The organism is Streptomyces sp. NPDC007875 (assembly GCF_042868035.1).
In the GTDB taxonomy this organism is placed as follows: Bacteria; Actinomycetota; Actinomycetes; order Streptomycetales; family Streptomycetaceae; genus Streptomyces; species Streptomyces antimycoticus.
Map to the genome: position 1 here is coordinate 17,099 of NZ_JBIADZ010000005.1, position 22,119 is coordinate 39,217.

Genomic DNA, 22,119 nt, shown 5'->3' on the forward strand with positions numbered 1-22,119 from the left:
GGCGCTCCCGGGCCTTCCGCAGGGCGGCGGCGCCGCGCGGCCCTGCTCAGTGCGACGCGCTCAGTGGCCGTACGACGCCGCCCGGTGCACCGGACCGTGGGCGGTCGGACAGTGCTCCCCCTCCTCCCGCCCCCGCGCGGCGGGGCTGTCCAGATGGTCGACCTGAAGCGTGGTGTGGGTGATCCCGTACTCGCCGCGCAGCACCGCCTCCAGGTCCTCCCGGACCGCATGGCAGTCCCCGCCCGCCGCGACCAGGACATGGGCCGAGAGCGAGACCTCGCCCGAGGTGATCTGCCAGACATGCAGATCGTGCACCTCGGCCACCTGTCCATGGGCGACGAGACGGCCGCCCACCTCATCGGGCTCGACCCCGGCGGGGGCGGCCTCCAGCAGCACCCGGCCGGAGGCCCGCAGCAGCTCCACACCCGCCTTGATCATGAGGACGACCACCAGCAGACCCGCGATCGCGTCGGCGCGGGCGAAGCCCGTCGTCACCACCACCAGTCCGGCGACCGCGGTGGCGATGAAGGCGTAGAGATCGTTGAGCACATGCTGGAAGGCACCCTCGACATTGAGCGAGGAGCGGTTCGCCTTCGACATGCACCAGGCGGCCGCGAGATTCACCGCCACACCGGCCAGCGCGGTGACCAGCACCAGACCGCCGGTCACCTCGGGCGGATCGATCAGCCGCCCCACACTCTCATAGCCGAGATAGGCGCCGAGCAGCAGCAGCGAAAGACCATTGGCCTGGGCGGAAAGGATTTCCGACCGCTTGAGCCCATAGGTGTATCCACCACGCGCGGGGCGCGCCGCGAGCCGGATCGCGATGAGCGCGAGAACGATCGAGGCGGCGTCGGTGAGCATATGGGCCGCGTCGGACAGCAGCGCCACGGAGCGGGCGATGATCCCGACGACGACCTCGACCGCCATGAAGCCGCTGATCAGCGCGAGGGCGAGGGACAGCCACCGGCGGTCGGCGTTCTCCGCCACGCCGTGGGCGTGGCCGCCGTGCCCAGCTCCGCCGTGCCCCTCGTCGGGTCCGTGCGCATGAGCTCCCACCGGCTCCTCCTCGGATCGTCTTCGGGACAGCGCAATTGAAACAGCCTCGAGGGGAATTCTCCAAAGACTGCAATGGACACGGTTATCAACAAACTTCCGCACCGGCGGCGAAGGGGCTTTATGAATGCGGCAATGCTTTTCATTTCGGAGTGCGAAAAGGGTGTGCGGACCGACCGCCGGGCCCGCCACCAGGGAGTCGCTGACATGTGCGAGACCACGCCGATGCGGGTGAGACCGGCGAGCGGAAGGTGACCCGGCGGGGCACGGCGCGTTGTCCGACTATGACGACGACGATGCGACGCCGTTCTCTCTCGCAGCCGAGCAGAGCGCTGGACCGGAGCACCGAAGGCGACGGAACGGTTCATCAGACCGTTCACACATCCACATCCGTACCCATCTACGCGGCGCTCGTCGAGCGCTGGGCGTCCGCGGGGCGCGCGGTGCCCGGGCGCTACGACCGCGAGTGGACCGAACTGGTCAACTGTCCCCCCTGGCCGGACCGGATCCGGGCGGCGGCCCGCCCGGCGGCACGACCGTCCGCCGACTGAGCCACCGCCCGGCTCATCGCGCGGGGGCGCGAACACGCTCACTCGTCCCCGCGGACATGCCTACTCGCCCCCGCGGACGCGCCTACTCGTCCCCGCCCTCCAGGCCGCCCTCCGTCTCCAGATACAGCTCCCGCACCCGCTCCAGCACCTCCGGGTCGGGCTCGTCCCACAGTCCGCGGCTCTCGGCCTCCAGCAGCCGCTCGGCCATGCCGTGCAGCGCCCAGGGGTTGGCCTCCTCCAGGAAGGCGCGGTTCTCCGGGTCGAGCAGATAGGTCTGGGCGAGCTTGTCGTACATCCAGTCGGCGATCACGCCCGTGGTCGCGTCGTAGCCGAAGAGGTAGTCGACCGTCGCGGCGAGCTCGAAGGCGCCCTTGTAGCCGTGGCGGCGCATCGCCTCGATCCAGCGCGGGTTGACCACCCGGGCGCGGAAGACCCGTGAGGTCTCCTCGTGGAGGGTGCGGGTGCGGACCGTCTCGGGGCGGGTGGAGTCGCCGATGTACGCGGCGGGCGCGGTGCCCTTGAGGGCGCGCACGGTGGCCACCATGCCGCCGTGGTACTGGAAGTAGTCGTCGGAGTCGGCGATGTCGTGCTCGCGGGTGTCGGTGTTCTTGGCCGCGACCGCGATCCGGCGGTAGGCGCTCTCCATCTCGGCTCGCGCCGGCCGCCCCTCGAGACCGCGGCCGTAGGCGTAGCCGCCCCAGACCGTGTAGACCTCGGCGAGGTCGGCGTCGGTGCGCCAGTCGCGGCTGTCGATGAGCTGGAGCAGTCCGGCGCCGTAGGTGCCGGGGCGGGAGCCGAAGATCCGGGTGGTGGCGCGGCGCTCGTCACCGTGTGCGGCGAGGTCGGCGCGGGTGTGCGCCCGTATGTAGTTGTCCTCGTCGCTCTCCTCCAGGGAGGCGGCGAGCCGTACGGCGTCGTCCAGCAGCCCTACGACATGGGGGAAGGCGTCCCGGAAGAAACCGCTGATGCGCAGGGTGACATCGACGCGCGGGCGGCCCAGCTGGCCGAGCGGCACGGGTTCCAGGCCCGTCACCCGGCGCGAGGCGTCGTCCCACACCGGGCGGATGCCCAGCAGCGCCAGCGCCTCGGCCACATCGTCGCCGGAGGTGCGCATCGCGCTCGTGCCCCACAGCGAGAGGCCGACAGACTTCGGCCACTGGCCGTCGTTGTCGGCGCGGTAGCGCTCCAGGAGCGAATCGGCGAGGGCCTGGCCGGTCTCCCAGGCCAGCCTGCTGGGCACGGCCTTGGGGTCGACGGAGTAGAAGTTGCGGCCGGTCGGCAGGACGTTGACCAGTCCGCGCAGCGGCGAGCCGGACGGCCCCGCGGGGACGAACCCACCGGCGAGGGCGTGGACGGCGTGGTCGATCTCGTCCGTCGTGGCGGCCAGCCGCGGGACGACCTCACGGGCGGCGAAGTCGAGAATCGCGGAGACGGCGGGGCGCTGCTCCTCGGGCAGGGCGAGGACGGCCTTCTCGACGGCCTCCGGGGCCCATTCGGCGTCCTCCATCGCCTGGACCAGCCCGCGGGCCCGCTCCTCGGCCTCGTCGGCGCCGGTGCGGGTGGCGGCCGACTCGTCGAGGCCGAGCGCCTCGCGCAGGCCGGGGAGCGCGGACGTACCGCCCCAGATCTGGCGGGCGCGGAGGATGGCCAGCACCAGGTTCACGCGCGCGGGCCCGGCCGGGGCGGTGCCCAGGACGTGCAGTCCGTCGCGGATCTGGGCGTCCTTGACCTCGCACAGCCAGCCGTCGACATGCAGCAGGAAGTCGTCGAAGCCGTCGTCGTCCGGCCGGTCCTCCAGGCCCAGGTCATGGTCGAGCCGGGCGGCCTGGATGAGGGTCCAGATCTGGGCGCGGATGGCGGGGAGCTTGGCCGGGTCCATCGCGGAGATGGCGGCGTACTCGTCGAGCAGTTGCTCCAGCCGCGCGATGTCGCCGTAGGAGTCGGCTCGGGCCATCGGCGGGACGAGGTGGTCGACGAGGGTGGCGTGGACGCGGCGCTTGGCCTGGGTGCCCTCCCCCGGGTCGTTGACCAGGAACGGGTAGATGAGCGGCAGATCGCCGAGCGCGGCGTCGGGGCCGCAGGCGGCGGACAGTCCGGCGTTCTTGCCCGGCAGCCACTCCAGGTTGCCGTGTTTGCCCAGATGGACCATGGCGTCGGCGCCGAAGCCGCCGTCGGCGCGGGGGGTGGCCATCCAGCGGTAGGCGGCCAGGTAGTGGTGCGAGGGCGGCAGATCGGGGTCGTGGTAGATGGCGATGGGGTTCTCGCCGAAGCCGCGCGGGGGCTGGATGACCACCAGGAGGTTGCCGCGGCGCAGCGCGGCCAGCACGATCTCGCCCTCCGGGTCGCGGCTGGTGTCGACGAACATCTGGCCGGGCGGCGGGCCCCAGTGCTCCTCGACCGCGTCGCGGAGCTCCTGCGGGAGCGTGGCGTACCAGCGGCGGTAGTCGGCGGCCGGGACGCGGACGGGGTTGCGGGCGAGCTGCTCCTCGGTGAGCCACTCCTGGTCGTGGCCGCCCGCCTCGATGAGGGCGCGGATCAGGTCGTCGCCGTCGCCGGAGACCAGGCCCGGGAGCGCGTCCGGCCCGTCCTCGGGGCCGAGGTCGTAGCCATCGGCGCGCAGCCGGCGCAGCAGGGCGACGGCGCTCGCGGGGGTGTCGAGGCCGACGGCGTTGCCGATCCGGGAGTGCTTGGTGGGGTAGGCGGAGAGGACGAGCGCCAGGCGCTTGTCGGCGGCGGGGATATGGCGGAGCCGGGCGTGTCGTACCGCGATTCCGGCGACACGCGCGGCGCGCTCGGCATCGGCGGCATAGACCGGCAGGCCGTCCTCGTCGACCTCCTTGAACGAGAACGGCACGGTGATGAGCCGCCCGTCGAACTCGGGGACGGCGACCTGGGTCGCGGCGTCCAGCGGGGAGAGCCCCTCGTCGTTCTCCTCCCACGCGGCGCGCGACGAGGTCAGGCACAGCGCCTGCAGCACGGGCACGTCGAGCGCGGCGAGCGCGCCCGCGTCCCACGCCTCGTCGTCGCCGCCCGCGGACGCCTCGGCGGGGCGGGTGCCGCCGGCCGCGAGGACGGTGGTGACGATGGCGTCGGCCGCGCCGAGGGCCTCGGTCAACTCGGGCTCTGGGGCCCGCAGCGAGGCGACGAACAGCGGCAGCGGGCGGCCACCGGCGTCCTCCACGGCCCGGCACAGGGCCTCCACGAAGGCGGTGTTGCCGCTCATGTGGTGGGCGCGGTAGTAGAGCACCGCGATGGTCGGGGCGGTCACGGCCCCGGGGCCGGCCGCGCGGTCGGTGCGCTCCAGCGGACCCCAGGTGGGTGCGGGCGCGGGCGGTTCGAAGCCATGGCCGGTGAGCAGCACGGTGTCGGAGAGGAACCGGGCGAGCTGGTCCAGGTTGGCGGGCCCGCCGTGGGCGAGGTAGGCGTGGGCCTCGGCGGCGATGCCGACCGGGACCGTGGACGCCTCCATGAGCTGGGCGTCGGGCGCCTGTTCACCGGTGAGGACGACGACGGGGAGGTCGCCCGCGAGCAGCGTGTCGAGCCCCTCCTGCCAGGCGCGGATGCCGCCGAGGAGCCGTACGACGACGAGTTCGACGCCGTCGAGGAGGCCGGGGAGGTCGCCCGGAGCGAGGCGGGCCGGGTTGGCGAGGCGGTACGGCACCGGGCCCGCGGCGGCACGGGCGCTCAGCAGGTCGGTGTCGGACGTCGACAGCAGAAGAATCATGCGGCGGCACGCCTTCCTCGGGGTCCGCGCCCCGGGCGGGTTGAAGACGGCGGCAGTTCCTGGCTCGCGTGGCCGCTGCCGTTCGGCAGCCGCCGCGCTCACAGTGGCGGGACCGCGCCGGATTTCCACCGGCTTCCTACCGTGAGTGCCGTCTTGTGCGTTCGGCGGGCCGGGACCGACCCGCCGCTGAGCATAGTAAGCGTTGCTGACCTGCCACGGGACGGTGAGTTCCGGCCTGGCCGGGGCGGTGGGCCGGACCGGATCGTCGGTATGCTCGCCGCCATGTCCCTCCCCCCGACAACCACCCCATCCGGGGATGAAACCCCCGTGCGCGGGCGCGATGACGCCTGTCCGGGCGCGCTGCGGCTGCACCCGGCGGACGACGGTTCGCTCGCCCGGATCCGGGTGCCGGGCGGACTGCTGACGGCCCGTCAGGCACTGTCGCTGGGGCGGGTGGCCGAGGAGCTGGGCGACGGGCGGCTGGACATCACCTCACGGGGCAATCTGCAGGTGCGCGGCCTGGACGCGGGGTGCGGCGCGCGACTGGCGGCCCGGCTGCGGGCGGCCGGACTGCTTCCCTCCGACCGCCATGACCGGGTGCGCAACATCGTGGCGTCTCCGCTGTCCGGCCTGGACGGCGGGGGACACGCGGATGTGGTGGCGTGGGTGCGGGAGTTGGACGCCGTGCTGTGCGACGACACACCGGCGGGGATCGGGGAATTGTCGGGCTTGTCGGGCAGATTCCTGTTCGCGCTGGACGATGGGCATGGCGATGTGGCCACCTTGGGCGCGGATGTGACATTGATCGCAACGTCGGACGGTGGAGCGGTGCTGCGGGTCGGCGGTCCGCCGCCTCGTCCGAAGGTGCCGTCGCCGTCACCGGCGGGGACACACCCGGACGCGGCAGCGCGGCGCGGGTCTCATACGGCCGGGTCGGCGGCAGGGGGCGATCTCCGGGTACGCAGCGAGGACGCGCCACGCGCGGCGGCGCTGGCCGCGGTGGAGTTCCTGGCCAAGGCCCATGAGAGCGGCACCCGGGCGTGGCGGGTGCGCGAACTCCCCGCGCGACACGCCGTGACGGCCGAGGGATTGGCCGCGCGACTCGCCGACGCGGGCGTCGAGGCCGTACCCGTGGAGCATGGACCAGCGCCCAGCGCCCGCGCCACACCACCCGCCCCCGGGCCGGTCCCCGGCCCGAACGGACGTCACGCGCTGTCCGTCGCCCTCCCCCTGGGCCGGGTGAGCGCCGCGCAGTGGCGGCTGCTCGCCGGGCTCGCCTCCCGGAGCGGGGCCGCCGAGCTGCGTATGACACCCTGGCGCGGCGTGGTGCTCCCCGGGTTCGCTCCGGACGACGCGCGCGGTGCATTGGCCGAACTGTCCGACGCGGGACTGGTGACCACGCCGGACTCACCGTGGCTCGGGGTCGGCGCCTGCACGGGACGGCCGGGCTGCGCCAAGTCCCTGGCGGATGTGCGGGCCGACACGGCGCACATGGTCGCGGACACGGCGCGGGGGACCTCGGGCACGGCTCGGGGAGCCGCGGGCACGGCCGGGGTAGCCACGGATCCGGCGGGAGTGGTCGTGGACGGTTCGATGCCGTGGCCGGTGAGCGGCACGCCGTCCGGTGGCGACCCGGCCGGGCCCGATCCGCTGCCGGTGTACGTCTCCGGCTGTGAACGGCGCTGCGGTCACCCCGGGGGCCGCTGGGTGGACGCGCTGGCGACCGGCGACACGGACTACCGCGTCACCGTACGGGGCGCGAAGGGAGACACGCCGGAGGCGGACACCGTGGACAGCGTGGATGTGACAGCGAAGCAGTTGGCCGACGCCGTCGCGGCGGCCCGTGGAACGACATGATCGAGGACACCGTGTTCGACTACGAGAAGGACGGGGCGGCCATCTACCGCGCGTCCTTTGCCACCATCCGTGCCGAGGCCGACCTCGGCGGGCTCCCCGCCGACGTCAGCCAGGTGGCGGTGCGGATGATCCACGCCTGCGGCATGGTCGACCTGGTCAAGGACCTCGCGTACACACCCGAGGTGGTCTCCCGCGCCCGCGCCGCGCTGCGGTCCGGCGCGCCGGTGCTCTGTGACGCGCGCATGGTCGCCAGCGGGGTCACCCGCAAGCGGCTGCCCGCCGACAACGAGGTCATCTGCACCCTCGCGGACCCCGCCGTACCGGAGTTGGCGCGGCGCATGGGCACCACGCGCAGCGCCGCCGCGCTGGAGCTGTGGCGGGACCGGATCGAAGGGGCGGTGGTGGCGGTGGGCAACGCCCCCACGGCGCTCTTCCGGCTGCTGGAGATGATCGAAGAAGAAGGGGCGGGCGCGCCGCGCCCGGCCGCCGTGATCGGTGTGCCGGTGGGCTTCATCGGCGCCGCCGAGTCCAAGGAGGCGCTGGCCGGGCATCCGGCGGCGCTCGACCACCTGGTGGTGCACGGCCGGCGGGGCGGCAGTGCCATCGCCGCGGCCGCGATCAACGCGATAGCGAGCGAGGAAGAGTGAGCGAGCAGCAGACGGGCCGGCTCTACGGTGTGGGACTCGGCCCCGGCGACCCCTCCCTGATGACCGTACGCGCCGTGGAGGTCATCGCCGAGGCCGATGTCATCGCGTACCACAGCGCCCGGCACGGGCGCAGCATCGCGCGCTCCATCGCCGAGCGGCATCTGCGGCCCGACCACATCGAGGAGCGGCTGGTCTACCCGGTCACCACGGAGACCACCGACCATCCGGGCGGCTATCGCGGCGCGATGGACGAGTTCTACGCGGACGCGGCCGCCAGGCTCGCCGCGCATCTGGACGCGGGGCGCACGGTCGCCGTGCTCGCGGAGGGCGATCCGCTCTTCTACGGCTCGTATATGCACATGCACAAGCGGCTCGCCGACCGCTACCCCACCGAGGTCATCCCCGGTGTCACCTCGGTCAGCGCGGCGGCCGCCCGGCTCGGCGCGCCGCTGGTGGAGGGCGAGGAGGTGCTGACGGTCCTCCCCGGCACCCTGCCCGAGGAGGAGTTGACGGCCCGGCTGGCGACGACGGACGCGGCGGCCGTGATGAAGCTCGGCCGGACGTTCCCGGCGGTGCGGCGCGCGCTGGAGCGGTCGGGGCGGCTCGCGGACGCGCGCTATGTGGAGCGCGCCACGATGGACGCGGAGCGGACCGCCCCGCTGGCCGAGGTCGACCCGGAGTCGGTGCCGTACTTCTCGATGGCGGTGCTGCCCAGCCGGGTGGACGCGCCGCGCGATGAGTCCGGCCCGGGCGAGGTCGTGGTCGTCGGCCTGGGCCCGGCCGGTCCGCTGTGGCTCACCCCCGAGGCGCGGGCCGAACTGGCCGCCGCGCAGGACCTGGTCGGCTACAGCACCTATCTGGACCGGGTGCCCGTACGGCCGGGCCAGCGGCGCCACGCCTCCGACAACAAGGTCGAGTCCGTACGCGCCGAATTCGCCCTCGACCTCGCCCGGCGGGGCCGGCGTGTCGCCGTGGTCTCCTCCGGCGACCCCGGCGTGTTCGCCATGGCCACCGCCGTCCTGGAGGCCGCCTCCGATGACCCCTACCGCGAGGTCCCGGTGCGGATCGTCCCCGGCATGACCGCGGCCCACGCCGCCGCCGCCCGGGCCGGCGCCCCGCTCGGCCACGACTACGCGGTGATCTCCCTCTCCGACCGGCTCAAGCCCTGGGAGGTCATCGCCGAGCGACTGCGCGCCGCCGCGACGGCCGACCTGGTGCTCGCCCTCTACAACCCCGGCTCCCGCAGCCGCGTCTGGCAGGTGGGCAAGGCCCGCGAACTCCTGCTGGAGCACCGCGCCCCCGACACGCCCGTAGTGCTGGGCCGCGACATCGGCGGCCCCGGCGAACGAGTGCGGATCGTCCGCCTGGCCGACCTCGACCCGGCCGACGTCGACATGCGCACGATCCTCCTGGTGGGCTCCTCCCAGACCCGCACGGTCCGCCGCGGCGACGGCACCGACGTCGTCTGGACGCCACGCCGGTACCCCGAGGGCTGACCCCGTCACGTAGTGGATCGCGGCACGTATCCTCCGGATCGACGTCAGGCCGAGCCGAGCTGACGGTCCATGCGGCTGATCAGTTCGGCGCGGCGGACGCGCAGTTCGGCCGGCGCACAGGCGATAGAGACGCGGTGGGCTTCGATGAGAGGGCCGAGTTCCGGTGGGGGCTCGGGGACATTGGTGAACAGGGGACTCATCCAGGGGGCCGTCGGCGGTTGGGCCGACGCCCCGCCCGGCAGGGCGGCCGGATCCGGCGGCAGATGACCAGCCTGGCCGTGGACCATACGCGCGGTGAGGATCGCGGCCTCCCAGACACGCATGCTCTCCAGACGTACATGCGAGGCCAGCTCGTCGCGCAGGGCACACAGATCGCTCCAGGCCCGCTCGTGTTCCCGCAGAGCGGTACCAGTCGCCCTTACCAGCCAGGCGTATGTCCACCGGGCGCGCAGCAGGCCGCGGCGGGCCTCGACGGCGCTGTCGGCGTAGGGGTTGTGAGCGACAACCTTCATCGCCACGGCGGTGATGGCGAGCACCAGCATCAGTGCGGCGACCCAGCCGGGGGCGTACCGGGCGCCCACGGATTCCCCGCCCCCCGCTCCGGTATCGCGGGCCCGCAACGCCGCCCACACGGTGACGGTGAACAGGACGGCGAAGAGGTAGAGCACGGGCAGGGCGAGCGAAGCCAGGAGCGCGCGCCCGGGGCGGTGCTCGGTGCGCGACCGCACGTACTCACGGAACCGGTGCAGTGGAGCCGCGATGGTGTGCCCGGACAGCATCAGGGCCAGGGCGAGCACGACGCCGGGCAGGAAGGAAACCGTCTGCTCGGCCGGCGAGACCGCCTCCTCGCTGGTGGTGAGGTACTGGAAGACCTGCATGAAGTACCACGCGTCAAACACGGCCATGGCTCCGATGACCGGCCAGCGCAGCACCCGTATCCAGGTCTCGCGACGACGCCGGTCGTGCGCCCCGTCGTCGGCGTGGCGGGCCTCGACCGCGTCCAGGGCCACGCGCGCCGCGCGGAGCGAGGCGGTGGCCTCGAAGCGGGCGAGGGACTGGATGGCCTCCTCGGTCCTGGCGTGCGTACCGATGGTGCGGGCGCGGGCGGCGGCGAGCTGTTCGCGGTTGTGGCTCACGATCTCGGCGACCTCGCGGGCCGCCCGCAGCAGCACCCGCATCTCGCCGTTGTCCAAGTGCTCCGGGTCGCGTTCGGGGCCCTGTTCCGCGCTTTTCACCATGTGCCGGATATCGCATCCGCAGCCGTGGTGGCAGGGGACGCCTCGATGGTTCTGGGACATGGGCGATGTCCTATTCTTCGTTGGTCTCGATAGATGTGTTTCTCGCACGGCGGGACATGTGGCTTCGGTCAGCGGCGCATCGTGACGGCGATCTCCACCCGGCGGTTGCACGCCATGGCCCGGTAGTCCGGCACACCGCCGTGGTACTCGGGGGTACAGCGCGGGCGCTCGTCGGAGTGGCCGCGGGCGGAAATCACGTCGATCCCGCGCTGGGCAAGGGCGGAGCGGACGGCTTGCGCCCGGGCCAGCGAGAGCTGTTTGCCACGCTGTTCGCTGCCGCGGGAGTCGGTGTGGCCGGATACGGCCACGGAGACGGGGTGCAGGTCCCGGATCCGGCGCGCGGCGTCGTTCAGCGTCTCCTGGGCCGTCGACGACAGCTCTGCCCGATCTGTGGCGAACAGTACGGAACCGGGGAGGGTGATAGTGGTGACCCGGCCCGCAGGACGTTCCGAGACGGCCGGGAAGGTCACCTCCGGTTCGGGCCTCACGGCCGTGATGGCCCGCCCCGCCTCACGGGTACGGGCAGGGGCGACCCGGCAGTCCGACGCGCCGGTCGCCCGGCACAGCCGAGTCCACAGCGCGGTCAGCCAGGCGGTCTGCGGCGATGAGGGCGCCTTGCCCCGGGCGGCGCGACCGACGCCGAGGAAGTCCACCTCGACGCCGGTCAGATCGGGCAGCTCACCGGCCTCGCGACACCGGTCGACCATCGCGCCGATCTCCGTCGTGCCGTCGAACCCTGCGGAGCGGAGGTTCGCGCAGCCGGTGTTGGTCAGTCCATCCGTCGCCATGACGATCCGGCGCTCGCCACCGCCGGGACCCAACTGAGCGGCGGCCGCGGCGAGAGCGCCGAGCACATCCGTACGGCCGTTGCCCGGTGCTTCGTCGGACATCTGGCGAAGGCGCTTTTCCAGACAGCCGCGCCGAACGGCGCGCCGATCCTCCCGTAGCTTGTCGTTTCCCTTGACGGGGGTGACGGAGACACGGTCGACCTCCCAGTCGACAGTGGCCCGGGTGCCGTCGAAGGCTGCCACGGAGAGGGAGCCGCCTTCCAGCCGCGGCAGCCCGAGTTCCCGCGCGCCCAGCAGGGTGGCGGTCCAGTCCGGCACCCGGGTCGTCGGTCCAGCGGACGTGTCCGGACGGGCGGAGGGGCTGCGGTCCACGAGCACAGCGGTCCGCCGCTGGGGGTCGTCCGCCTGGTCCGAGCTGCGTTCCAGCCAACCGCAGGGCCGCGCCTTGGGGGTCTCGAAGGCGCTGCAGCCGCTGCTCGCCACCAGGGCGGTCGAGGCCAGGGCGAGTGCGATGAGTTTTCCGGAAATGGTTCGGATGAAGATGCTCACAAGGCTCTCCATAGTGAGTGAAACACACATTTATGACTGTTCTCGTAGGGCGTCGCGAGGGTTACTGGACGTCATCGACCCATCGGTGTCAGGAGGTTCCCGTGTCCCGCTCCACCCCCGCCGCCGCACAATCCGCCCGAGGATCCACCGCGGGCGAGGAAGTGTCCGCCGGTCTCCGGTCAGGGCTGGCGGTCTACACCTCGGTCAAGGCGGCGACCCAGTTCGCCGACGCGAAGGTCGGCATCCTCGGAGCCGTCCAGACAGGGCTGATGGCCGTCGCTGTCCCCCAGCGCGGCGCCGTACGCGACGCGTGGGAGGACGGTGGGCCAGGAGCATGGATCGCGGCGGGGCTGCTGACGCTGCAGGTGGTGGCGTTCCTCGCGGCCGTCTACTGCGTCGTCCAGGCGCTCCGTCCCCGGCTGGGGCCGCCGCCCGCCCCGAACCGGTTCAGTCTGCCCTTACTGGCGGCCGCCGACGGCACCCCTCCGCCTCCAGGCGAGGACCGGGAGCGAGAGGAGATCTGGCAGCTGATCCCGGTGCTCGCCAGGATCGCCATGACCAAGCACCGGTATATCTCCCGCTCCATGGCCTGGACGGGGATCATGACGGTGGCGGCGGGGTTGTCCCTCTTCACCGGTCCGCTGCTCGTCTGAGCCACGTCGCGCGCGCCCTGGGCCGGGCCTCGCCACCGGGTTCAGTCCCGGACCGGCTGAGGCCTGGGCAGCGGCCCGGCCGAGCCTCCCTCCGGATCTTCTCGCCCCGGTGTGGGCAACCCGAAAACCCGCATGGCGTGGCCAAGTTGTTGTTCATTGGCCCTGACGAACTCGAACAGGTCCTGGGCGTCGTACTCCTTCACCTGGCGCCCCAGGAGTTTGGCAAAGTTCTGGAACTGCTTCTGGCGTTCGCGGAACATCTCGCTGACTTCGATGGCCGCCTTGTCGGGCTGCTCGGCGAGCAGGACCGCCCAGGGTGTCAGCCAGGAGATGCTGTCGGCGTCCGGCCGTTCACCGACCAGACCATCGGCCAGGAACGTCCGCCACTGTTCCGCTACCTCGGTCAGCAGCCGCACCTGGAGGGCCGATTTCGCATAGCGGTGTTCGACCTCCTGGAGTTCCAGGGCCGCCTCGCGCTGCTGCTCCAGCACCCGCAGGGGCGGCTGGACGAAGGCGGTCGTACTGCACGTCACCAGTCCGTTCTCAAAACACTCTCCCTCCCGCAGTTCCTGGTTGAGGTGACGCTCCGCCTGCTCGGCGTGAAAGGGTTCGTACGCGCGGGCGATATCGCGGACCCGCTCGGTGAGCCGTTGCGCCATCGTCGCCTGATAGCCGTCAATGGCACCGTTCAGGGTCTCCTGGTCCAGCCGGCCCTCGGCACACCAGTCGCAGCGGATCTCGACCTGGAAGTCGAATCCACCGCCCTTCGCCGGTGTGTCGAACGAGACGGTGGAGGCACGGTGGACGGCCATGACCTCGGGAACCTCCACCGGCATGGCCGCGAACGCGACGGGTCGTGGCCTGCTGCCGAAGACGGAGCGCAGCCAGCCGAGGGGGCCGCGGCGCGGGGTGCTGGTCACATCGACCACCTTTCCGAAACAAAGGATCCGATCCTTGCGGCCACCTTGTCGTCGGGACGCTGATAGCCCCACAGCCGCAGGTAGAACAGGAACCGCTCACGCAGGCCATCGCCTTCATCACCCGGTTCGGGCAGGTCGGCCACGAAGTCGGCTACCAGTCCCTCGAGTTCCGGCTGATCGTCGGCGCGCTCGACCCAGTGCCGCATCGTGTTCCAGCCGCGCTCCCGGTGCAGCCGACTGGGGCTGAGCAGAACGTTCCGGGTCAGCCGTAGCAGGGCGCCACGGGGCTCCGCCTCGTTGAGAAAGCCCGTGATCGAACGCTCACCGCCGTATCTGCTGAGGCGCTGAAGGCATTTGGCCGCGTCGTCACGGAGCCAATGGCGCGAGGAGGCGGACCAGTCGGCCAGCCGCTCCAGGACCTGCGGCCGCGATCCGGCCGCGTAGATCTCCCGCACAGCGGGCCATACGCTCCTCATCCCCGATCCGGTGATCCGTTCGAGGTTGTTCAGCGACTCGGTGGGGAACATCGCGCCGATCCGGGTGCCGTACGCGGTCTGGGCGCAGGCGTGGAAGTCGCGTCGCTGGGACCATCGCCACAACAGCCGCCGGACCCTGGAAGCGAGCAGCGGATCGACCACTGCTCGCTCCAGTGCCCATGCCGCCGCAAAGCGCAGCCGGTCGGCGTGCTCGCCCTTGTCGGAAGCCCAAGGTACGAGCAGTTCCTCATGTACATACGCCCAGTCGAAGGTCGCCAGCAGGCCGACCGTCTGGGCCGCCAGGACCCGGATGTCCTCCTCGCTCCTGATGACGAGGCTGTCCAGCCATCTCAACAGCGGGCCCCGGGCCCCGCTGTGGTCGTGCCACAGTACTTCCAGGACCGCATCGCCGAGACCGGGCTGACTGATCCGCACCCGGCACTCGGGGTGCCGGGGCCCGACCGGGCGGCCGTCGCCGTCGGTGAACTCCACGTCGGAGCGTCGCAGCCAGTCCTGCACGCTTTCCTCGAACAACGGCATCTCCGGTACGGAGGACGGTGAACGCACCCCGTGGAGCAGTTCCGCCAGCCGGTGGGACTCCCGGCTCACCCGGCTCAACGTCGTTCCGTCGAGTACCGTGCAGGCCAGGAGGAAGGCGCGGGACCACAGAGAAACCTCCGGCTTCCGGGCGCCGTCGCCCGCCTCCTTCTGCGGCGGTCCGAGCAGTTTCGCCGCCTTGACCCGCATCTCGGCCCCGAGGCCCTGCACGATCTGGTCGATGTCCTCGCCGTCACGTACCCGGCGCGCCAGTTGGGTCGCCAGCCCGGCGACCTCCGCCATCGCCCGGCGTCCCCGCAGGTCGTCCTGGAGGCGCTCGTGTTCCAGCAGCTTGCGGCAGTCATCGGGCTGATCGGCGAGTTGGACGGTCAGATGCCGCTCCAGCACCTTGAACCGCAGATCTTCCTCGACGATGTGCTCGACCACATGCTCCGCCAGATCGCTTACGGGCACCTGGTCATCGACGACGATCACCAGTGGCGAGCGCTTGTATGTCGCGCCCCGCAACCGTATGAGCACCTGCGCCAACTCGTTCACCCACGCTTTGCCGTCGCCCACGATGACGTGGCCCCGGCTGGGCTGAAGTCCCCCGTCCTCCTTCACCAGCCGCCGCACCCCGGCTTCCGCGTCCAGGATGACGATGCCGTGGGGCATGGCCTTCCGCGCGGCGAGCAGCGCCGTGGTGTGCCGCCCGGAGCCGGGAGCGCCACGCAACACCGCCACCCCGTGCTCGGCCAGATGCCCGACCAGGACGGTGTGGGCCGGGGGCGCGATGTACACCTTGCGCAGCCGGTCCAGGTCGTCGTCCGGGACCGGGCCGTCGACCGGGTCGACGGTCTGGGCGCCGATGAAGGTCTTGTACATCGTCGCGGCCGCGTCGCCGCTGCCGAAGCCCATGGCTCCGGCTTTGGCTCCCCTGGCCATGACGTACTCGGGCAGCCCCTGCTGGCGCAGCAGCCTGATGTGATCGGCCTGGTCGTCCTCCACATCCGCGCCGAGGGACGTGGCCCCAGCCTCCTCTTCTCCAGCGATGGGCCCTGGCGACGCCGCATCGACTGGCTCATCCTCACGGGCAGGACCGGTCATGTCGTCCATATCCGATGCCCCATCACCGGTAGTACTTCTTGTGCATGGTCTCGGCCGCGTCACCGCTGCCGAAGTGGAAGACACCGCCCTGGGTCTGGTTCACCACATTGGTGGGTGCGGGTGCCGGGGCCGGATCCGGCTTCCGCTCGGCTTCGGCGATCACAGGCCGGAACTGGTCCGGGCTGTGTTCTGGTACGCAGATCCAGCCGTAGCCGTGGAACTCCTTCTCCTCGATGTGCGCCCTGACGTACTGCTCCGGGTCCAGGCCCTGGTCACAGGACCTGACGATGTCCTGGTAGAGACGGTCGGAGACGATCACCGCTAGGTTGGTCGTGTCGATGGCCCCCAGTACCCGCTTCAGCTGGGGCGCGTTGAGGTAGCGGGCCACCGCGATCGCGGTCGGCCCGGAGTAGCCCAGGGCGGCGGTGGGCGCCACGCCGAAGTCGACGGCGAGGCGGAGCCGGAGCCGGTCGCGCTCGGCGCGGTTGGCGTTGCGCTCACCGAGCAGTCTGGTGAGGTGCCGGACGAAATCGCCGAGCACCACCGGCTCCGAGGTGTCCAGCGGCAGCACGGCAAGCTCCTGGTCGCCCTGCGGCTGGCGGGACCAAGCCGTCCGGTTCAGGCCGCTGAGGACGGCGGCCTCTTCCAGCACCCGGGCCAGGTCGGCTTGGACGGCGGCTTGGCCCGGGGTGGTGCGGCGGCTGTAACTCTCCACATCGGCCGCCATACACAGCTGACGTGCGGTGGTATCCGTCGATCGCGGTTCTGAGGACCCGCGCGCTTGTGTGGTCATGAACTCGGTCACCTGCCTGCCGTCGTCGAGTCGGTTCGGTCGTCAACTCTGCGGCGGGACACGTGAAACACCGAGTGAGTCGTAGAAATACGGTTTTCCGCTAGCGTGGCGGGTGTTACCGACCCGTCGTATCGAGTCGGGCGATGTCCCGCAGTCGATCCAGGTCGAGCACGGTGGTACGGCGGTAGCCGGTGGTGATGAGGCCGTCCTTGCGCAGGTCGGCGAGTGCCTTGTGGATGGTGACCTCCGCGGAGCCGGTGAGCGCCGCCAGCTCCGGCTGGGTCAGGTCGACCCCGATGACCAGTCCGCGCGGCACTCGCAGCCCGTACGACGCCGCCAGCTCGGCGAGCACTCGGGCGAGCCTCACCTTGACCGGATAGCCGCCGAACTCGACCCGTCGGCGGTTCGCCCAGCGCAGCCGCTGAGCGACGATCCCGGCCAGCGCCATCGCTGCCTCGGGATGACTGTTCAAAAAACGCCGCAGGTCGGACTCGCGGACGATACTGGCGGCGATCTCGCCGCAGGCAGTCACGGTGGCCGACCTGGGCGCGTCATCCATGGCGGCCATCTCACCGACGATGTCTCCGCCGACTCTGATGGCGAGCAGCGCCTCATGACCGTTGTCGAGACGGGAGGTGACCTTGACGAAACCAGAGCGCAGGAGCACTACATGGTTGGAGCGGTCACCCTCGCGTATCAGGATCTCCTCGCGTAGATATCGGCACCGTGTGCCGAGCCCCAGCAACCCGGTCTTCACGGACTCGGGCAGGCCACCGAGGAAACTGCGGGTTGGCCACACTTCCTGCCCCGCTGCGTCGGACTGCGTCACGGACACGGCTCTCCTTCTCCTCATCCGTACCCCGCTCTCTGTGATCCTCACGAGGCATTCGGTCCAAGAAGAGCAGCTGCGCAGGCAGGGGGGCAGAGTGTGCGCCAAATGGGCTGGTGCGCCCGGTGCACGCTAGGGCGCGCACGCAAAACGTGAGCGCCCTGGTACGGAATCGGCTAATACGCAGCAGGCCGACCCATAACGCGCCGGAAATCTCGGCGTCAGGTCAGAGTCGTCCGCAGCCAGGCGACTGCCACTGCCGGGGTCTCGGCCACCGGGACGCCCTGAGGGGCGGGCGGGCGGCGGATGACGACGACCGGGATGCCTCCGGCGCGGGCCGCGGCGAGTTTGGGGGCGGTGGCGTGGGCGCCGCTGTCCTTGGTGACCAGCACCTGGATGCGGTGGCGGCGCAGCAGCTCGGCCTCGCCGTCCAGGGTGAACGGGCCGCGGTCGAGGATCACCTCCATCCGGGGCGGGACCGGCGGCTCGGGGGCGTCGACCGAGCGGACCAGGAACCATGGCTCGGTGAGGTGGGCGAAGGCGGCCAGGCCCATCCGTCCCGTGGTGAGGAAGATCCGCTCCCCCAGGGCCGGGGCCAGCCGCGCCGCGTCGGCCAGTGAGCCGGCCGAATGCCAGCGGTCGCCCGGGCCGGGTACCCAGCCGGGGCGGCGCAGGGCGAGCAGGGGAACATGGACGTCGGCGGCCGCCCGGGCCGCGTGGGAACTGATCGTGTCGGCGAAAGGATGGGTGGCGTCGATGAGCGCGTCCACCTGGTGCTCGCGGAGCCAGCGGGCCATGCCCTCGGCTCCCCCGAACCCGCCGATCCGCACCTGCCCCACGGGCAGCCGCGGCGCGGCGACCCGGCCCGCGAGGGAGCTGGTGACGCGCAGGGCGGGGTCGTCGGCCAGCTCCCCGGCGAGGCTGCGCGCCTCGGTGGTGCCGCCGAGGATGAGCACATGGCGCTGCGCCGGAGCGCTGTTCATCGGGTGCCTTTCGTCGTCCGTGCGCCCGTCATCGTATGCGCGGCGGCCGGCCCATGACTGAGGCGGAGACGGAGGCCAAGGCGACCGGGGGGCGGGGCGCCCAGCTGGAGCGGTCGGGGCTGCGGCACGGCTGGACCACCGGGGCCTGTGCCACCGCCGCGACGACGGCCGCGTACACCGCGCTGCTGGGCGCGGATTTCCCCGATCCGGTGACCATCGAACTGCCCAAGGGGCAGCGGCCCGCGTTCGCGCTCGCAGCCGAGGAGCTGGCGGCGGACCACGCCATGGCCGCGGTCGTCAAGGACGCGGGCGACGACCCGGATGTGACCCACGGCGCGCTGGTCAGGGCCACGGTACGGGCCCTGCCGCCGGGCAGCGGAGTGGTCTTCCGGGCCGGTCCGGGCGTCGGCACGGTCACCCGGCCCGGGCTGCCGCTGCCGGTGGGCGAACCGGCCATCAATCCCGTGCCGCGCCAGATGATGCGCGACCACATCGCCGCGGTCGCGGCCCGGCACGGCGGCACCGGCGACGTCGAGATCGAGATCTCGGTGGACCACGGCGAGGAGATCGCCCGCTCGACCTGGAATCCGCGCCTGGGCATCCTCGGCGGTCTGTCCATTCTCGGCACGACGGGCATCGTGGTGCCCTACTCCTGCTCGGCGTGGATCGACAGCATCCGGCGCGGGGTGGATGTCGCACGCGCGGCGGGGCGCCGCCATGTGGCGGGGTGTACGGGCTCGACGTCCGAGAAGGTGGCGGTGGCCGTGCACGGGCTGCCGCAGGACGCGCTGCTGGACATGGGCGACTTCGCGGGGGCGGTGCTGAAGTATCTGCGCCGCCACCCGGTGGACCGGCTGACGATCGCCGGAGGCTTCGCCAAGCTCTCCAAACTGGCCGCCGGGCATCTGGATCTGCACTCCGCACGCTCCCAGGTGGACAAGGGGTTCCTCGCGGACCTGGCCCGCCGGGGCGGGGCGGACGAGGAACTGGCGGAGGCGGTTGCGACGGCCAACACCGGCCTGGAGACGGTGCAGTTGTGCTCCGCCCGCGGCGTACCACTGGGCGACCTGGTCGCCGCGGCGGCCCGCGACACGGCGCTCGGAGTGCTGCGTGGGGCACCGGTGGCGGTGGACGTGATCTGCATCGACCGCGCGGGCACGATCGTGGGCCGCGCCGAACCCCGCGGCCCCCGGGAGCGCTGACCCTTTCACCGCGCCCGGCGCGATGCGGCAGGGCGCCCCGGCGCGATACGGCACCCGGGCCCGTGCCGCCCCTTCGGGGCGACACGTCGGCAGGCACGGCGACACACGTGGGATACGACCCCCGCGGGACGCGGCGCACGGGGCGGGGAACGTATCGTCACCGCGCCCGCCGTCACCACGCACGGAGCCAGCCCTCCGACACGCCGCGGACACCTCGCCCTGCAGGCCACGCGCGCTGGCGCCGCCGCCTTCGGCCGATGTGACGACACATCTGCCGGGCGCGGTACGGCCGCCCCTCACCCGCGGCGCGCGGCGCACCGGACGGGGGTGCGGGTCGTCACCGCACCCGTCGCGCGGCCCCGCCGCCGCCCCGCCGCCGCCCCGTACGACGCCCCGTACGACGCCGCGCGGGGCACCGCTCGGGCACGCGCCGCACGCTGCCGGAGCCCCGGCGTCCCGGACCCCATCGGGGCCGCACCACCGGGGCCGATGCCCCGGCACCATCAGGCGGCGGGTGGTAGTGGTCCCGGCCATGCCGGGCCGGGGTCAGGTGCCGGGCAGGTGGCAGGGCTCGTGGGGGCGTTCGCGGTCCGAGGAGTAGAGGTGGCTGTCGCGGAACTGCCGCGCGGCGAGGGTGCGGCCGACCAGGATGACCGCCGTCCGGACCACGCCTGCCGCCTTCACCTGGGTGGCGATGTCGTCCAGCGTGCCGCGCAGCACCAGTTCGTCGGGGCGGCTGGCCATGGCGACCACGGCCGCCGGGCAGTCGGCGCCGTAGTGCGGGAGGAGTTCGGCGACGACACGATCCACATAGCGGGCGGCGAGATGCAGCACGAGGAGAGCGCCGCTGCGGCCGAGGGTGGCGAGGTCCTCCCCTTCCGGCATGGGGGTGGCCTGCTGGGCGATGCGAGTGAGGATGACGGTCTGGCCTACGGTCGGGACCGTCAGCTCGCGCTTCAGCGCGGCCGCCGCGGCGGCGAAGGCGGGAACGCCCGGAACGACGTCGTACGGAACGCCGACGGCGTCCAGGCGGCGCATCTGCTCGGCGACGGCGCTGAAGACCGACGGGTCGCCGGAGTGGAGGCGGGCCACGTCATGGCCCGCCTCATGAGCGGCGACGAACTCGGCGGTGATCTGGTCGAGGTCGAGCCGGGCGGTGTCGACAAGGCGGGCGTCCGGCGGACATTCGGCGAGCAGTTCACGCGGCACCAGGCTGCCCGCGTACAGACACACCTGGCAGCGGGCCAGGGTCCGGGCGCCGCGCACCGTGATCAGATCGGCGGCACCGGGGCCCGCGCCGATGAAGTACACCGTCATCGTGTCTCTCCTTGAGCGGCTTCGACGGATCCCGCGGGATCGGCGGCGTACCCGCCGGGGCCTCGGGAGTCGAGCGGTTTGGTGGCGGACCACTGGGTGACCGGCATCGCCTGCCGCCAGCCGGTGAACGCCCCGACCGGGGTGGCGTGGGAGACGGCGAGGCGGACGAGGTCGCCGCCGTGGCGGCGGTATCGGTCGGCGAGCAGCGCCTCGGATTCCAGGGTCACGGTGTTGGCGACGATCCGGCCGCCCGGCGGCAGGGCCGCCCAGCACGCCTCCAGCACCCCGGGGGCGGTCAGGCCGCCGCCGATGAACACCGCGTCGGGGGTGGGCAGTCCGGCCAGGGCGTCCGGGGCGGCGCCGGTGACGACGGTCAGCCCGGGCACACCGAGCGCGGCGGCGTTGCGGCCGATGCGCTCGGCGCGCACCGGGTCGCGTTCGACCGAGACCGCCCGGCAGGTGCGGTGGGCGCGCATCCACTCCACGGCGATGGAGCCGGAGCCGCCGCCGACGTCCCACAGCAGCTCCCCGGGGGCGGGCGCGAGCGCGGCGAGGGTGGCTGCCCGCACATGGCGCTTGGTCAGCTGTCCGTCGTGGTCGTACGCCGTGTCGGGCAGCCCCGGCGCGAGCGACAGCGGCCGGGCGCCGTCCGCCGGGGCGCAGTCGACGGCGATGACGTTGAGGGGGTCGCCGGGCTGATGGGGCCACTTTTCGGCGGTGCCCTCCGCACAGCGTTCCCGCGCGCTCCCCAACTGCTCCAGCACTCGCATCCGGCTCGAGCCGAAGCCGCGGTCCCCGAGCAACGAGGCCACCTCGGCGGGGGTTTCGGCGCCCGCGCTCAGCACGAGCAGCCGCCGTCCGGCGTACAGCTCACGGTTCAGCGTGGCCAGGGGACGGCCGACGAGGCTGATCACCTCGGTCTCCTCCAGCGCCCAGCCCAGCCGCGCACACGCCAGGGAGACGGACGAGGGATGGGGCAGCACCCGCAGCCGCTCGGGGCCCAGCAGCTCGGCCAGGGTGCGGCCGATGCCGAAGAACATGGGGTCACCGCTGGCCAGCACACAGACCCGCCGCCCGGTGTGCCCGGCGAACAGCCCGGGGACGGCGGGGCGCAGCGGGGATGGCCAGGGCACCCGCTCACCGTGGCACTCCGGCGGCAGCAGGCCCAGATGGCGCCGTCCGCCGATGACCACCTCGGCCGTGCGCAACGCCTCGCGGGCCGCGGGACCGAGCCCGTCCCAGCCGTCGGCGCCGATGCCGATGACGGTCACGGGGGGCGGCGGCGGGCTCACGATGGTCACCTCACGGGTCGGGGAACGGTCCACGAAACTCTACT

At 72.5% G+C, this 22,119-nt stretch carries 17 protein-coding genes and 1 riboswitch; of the genes, 6 read left to right on the plus strand and 11 right to left on the minus strand.

Annotated features, from left to right (window positions below):
• Window positions 1–60: 60 nt before the first annotated feature.
• Entirely contained in the window at window positions 61–1,059 is a 999-nt protein-coding gene (locus tag ACFYOY_RS11840; RefSeq protein WP_351884688.1) for a cation diffusion facilitator family transporter, read from the minus strand.
• Window positions 1,060–1,352: 293 nt separating this feature from the next.
• Here ACFYOY_RS11840 and ACFYOY_RS11845 point away from each other — a divergent pair, with 293 nt between their 5' ends.
• A complete protein-coding gene (locus tag ACFYOY_RS11845; RefSeq protein ID WP_093467117.1) occupies window positions 1,353–1,607 on the plus strand; it encodes a hypothetical protein in 255 nt (84 codons plus the stop codon).
• Window positions 1,608–1,689: 82 nt separating this feature from the next.
• Here ACFYOY_RS11845 and cobN read toward each other — a convergent pair whose 3' ends face one another.
• Complete coding sequence (gene cobN / locus ACFYOY_RS11850; RefSeq protein ID WP_388586322.1) at window positions 1,690–5,331, minus strand: cobaltochelatase subunit CobN; 3,642 nt, start codon at window positions 5,329–5,331, stop codon at window positions 1,690–1,692.
• Window positions 5,332–5,385: 54 nt separating this feature from the next.
• Window positions 5,386–5,469: riboswitch (cobalamin riboswitch) on the minus strand.
• A 189-nt stretch (window positions 5,470–5,658) separates the two neighbouring features.
• Here cobN and ACFYOY_RS11855 point away from each other — a divergent pair.
• The 3 genes from ACFYOY_RS11855 to ACFYOY_RS11865 are packed head-to-tail and all read left to right on the plus strand — an operon-like array spanning window position 5,659 to window position 9,331.
• On the plus strand, window positions 5,659–7,188 hold the full coding sequence (locus ACFYOY_RS11855) for a nitrite reductase (RefSeq protein WP_388586324.1): 1,530 nt from the start codon (window positions 5,659–5,661) through the stop codon (window positions 7,186–7,188).
• Window positions 7,185–7,835, plus strand: coding sequence for a precorrin-8X methylmutase (locus tag ACFYOY_RS11860; protein WP_388586327.1), 651 nt, complete (start codon window positions 7,185–7,187; stop codon window positions 7,833–7,835). Before ACFYOY_RS11855 ends, ACFYOY_RS11860 begins: the two co-directional genes overlap by 4 nt.
• Window positions 7,832–9,331 (plus strand): precorrin-2 C(20)-methyltransferase, encoded by a 1,500-nt coding sequence (locus tag ACFYOY_RS11865; protein ID WP_351884679.1) that lies wholly within the window; start codon window positions 7,832–7,834, stop codon window positions 9,329–9,331. Before ACFYOY_RS11860 ends, ACFYOY_RS11865 begins: the two co-directional genes overlap by 4 nt.
• A gap of 44 nt (window positions 9,332–9,375) precedes the next feature.
• Here the strand turns inward: ACFYOY_RS11865 and ACFYOY_RS11870 are convergent, their stop codons facing one another.
• On the minus strand, window positions 9,376–10,629 hold the full coding sequence (locus tag ACFYOY_RS11870; protein ID WP_388586330.1) for a hypothetical protein: 1,254 nt from the start codon (window positions 10,627–10,629) through the stop codon (window positions 9,376–9,378).
• Between the two features lie 68 nt (window positions 10,630–10,697).
• Window positions 10,698–11,966 carry an OmpA family protein gene (locus ACFYOY_RS11875; protein WP_351884673.1) on the minus strand — a complete coding sequence of 423 codons (1,269 nt, stop codon included), beginning with the start codon at window positions 11,964–11,966 and terminating at the stop codon, window positions 10,698–10,700.
• A gap of 101 nt (window positions 11,967–12,067) precedes the next feature.
• Here ACFYOY_RS11875 and ACFYOY_RS11880 point away from each other — a divergent pair, with 101 nt between their 5' ends.
• A complete protein-coding gene (locus ACFYOY_RS11880; RefSeq protein ID WP_351884670.1) occupies window positions 12,068–12,619 on the plus strand; it encodes a hypothetical protein in 552 nt (183 codons plus the stop codon).
• Window positions 12,620–12,660: 41 nt separating this feature from the next.
• Here the strand turns inward: ACFYOY_RS11880 and ACFYOY_RS11885 are convergent, their stop codons facing one another.
• The 5 genes from ACFYOY_RS11885 to ACFYOY_RS11905 all read right to left on the minus strand — a co-directional run bounded on the left by ACFYOY_RS11885 (window position 12,661) and on the right by ACFYOY_RS11905 (window position 18,264).
• Complete coding sequence (locus tag ACFYOY_RS11885) at window positions 12,661–13,539, minus strand: hypothetical protein (RefSeq protein ID WP_351884667.1); 879 nt, start codon at window positions 13,537–13,539, stop codon at window positions 12,661–12,663.
• Complete coding sequence (locus ACFYOY_RS11890) at window positions 13,536–15,668, minus strand: hypothetical protein (protein WP_388586334.1); 2,133 nt, start codon at window positions 15,666–15,668, stop codon at window positions 13,536–13,538. Before ACFYOY_RS11890 ends, ACFYOY_RS11885 begins: the two co-directional genes overlap by 4 nt.
• A 13-nt stretch (window positions 15,669–15,681) precedes the next feature.
• Window positions 15,682–16,374 carry an acyl carrier protein gene (locus ACFYOY_RS11895; RefSeq protein ID WP_351884661.1) on the minus strand — a complete coding sequence of 231 codons (693 nt, stop codon included), beginning with the start codon at window positions 16,372–16,374 and terminating at the stop codon, window positions 15,682–15,684.
• Between the two features lie 193 nt (window positions 16,375–16,567).
• Window positions 16,568–17,281, minus strand: a complete 714-nt coding sequence (locus ACFYOY_RS11900) for a Crp/Fnr family transcriptional regulator (RefSeq protein WP_351884658.1) — start codon at window positions 17,279–17,281, stop codon at window positions 16,568–16,570.
• A gap of 221 nt (window positions 17,282–17,502) precedes the next feature.
• On the minus strand, window positions 17,503–18,264 hold the full coding sequence (locus ACFYOY_RS11905) for a cobalt-precorrin-6A reductase (RefSeq protein ID WP_351884655.1): 762 nt from the start codon (window positions 18,262–18,264) through the stop codon (window positions 17,503–17,505).
• 53 nt (window positions 18,265–18,317) lie between these two features.
• On the opposite strand from ACFYOY_RS11905, the gene ACFYOY_RS11910 reads away from it, so the two are divergent.
• On the plus strand, window positions 18,318–19,466 hold the full coding sequence (locus ACFYOY_RS11910; protein WP_388586338.1) for a cobalt-precorrin-5B (C(1))-methyltransferase: 1,149 nt from the start codon (window positions 18,318–18,320) through the stop codon (window positions 19,464–19,466).
• 546 nt (window positions 19,467–20,012) lie between these two features.
• Here the strand turns inward: ACFYOY_RS11910 and cobM are convergent.
• Both cobM and cbiE read right to left on the minus strand, forming a co-directional pair.
• On the minus strand, window positions 20,013–20,783 hold the full coding sequence (cobM, locus tag ACFYOY_RS11915; protein WP_388586341.1) for a precorrin-4 C(11)-methyltransferase: 771 nt from the start codon (window positions 20,781–20,783) through the stop codon (window positions 20,013–20,015).
• Window positions 20,780–22,084, minus strand: a complete 1,305-nt coding sequence (gene cbiE / locus ACFYOY_RS11920) for a precorrin-6y C5,15-methyltransferase (decarboxylating) subunit CbiE (protein ID WP_351884757.1) — start codon at window positions 22,082–22,084, stop codon at window positions 20,780–20,782. The genes cobM and cbiE overlap by 4 nt, the downstream gene beginning before the upstream one ends.
• Window positions 22,085–22,119: the final 35 nt, after the last annotated feature.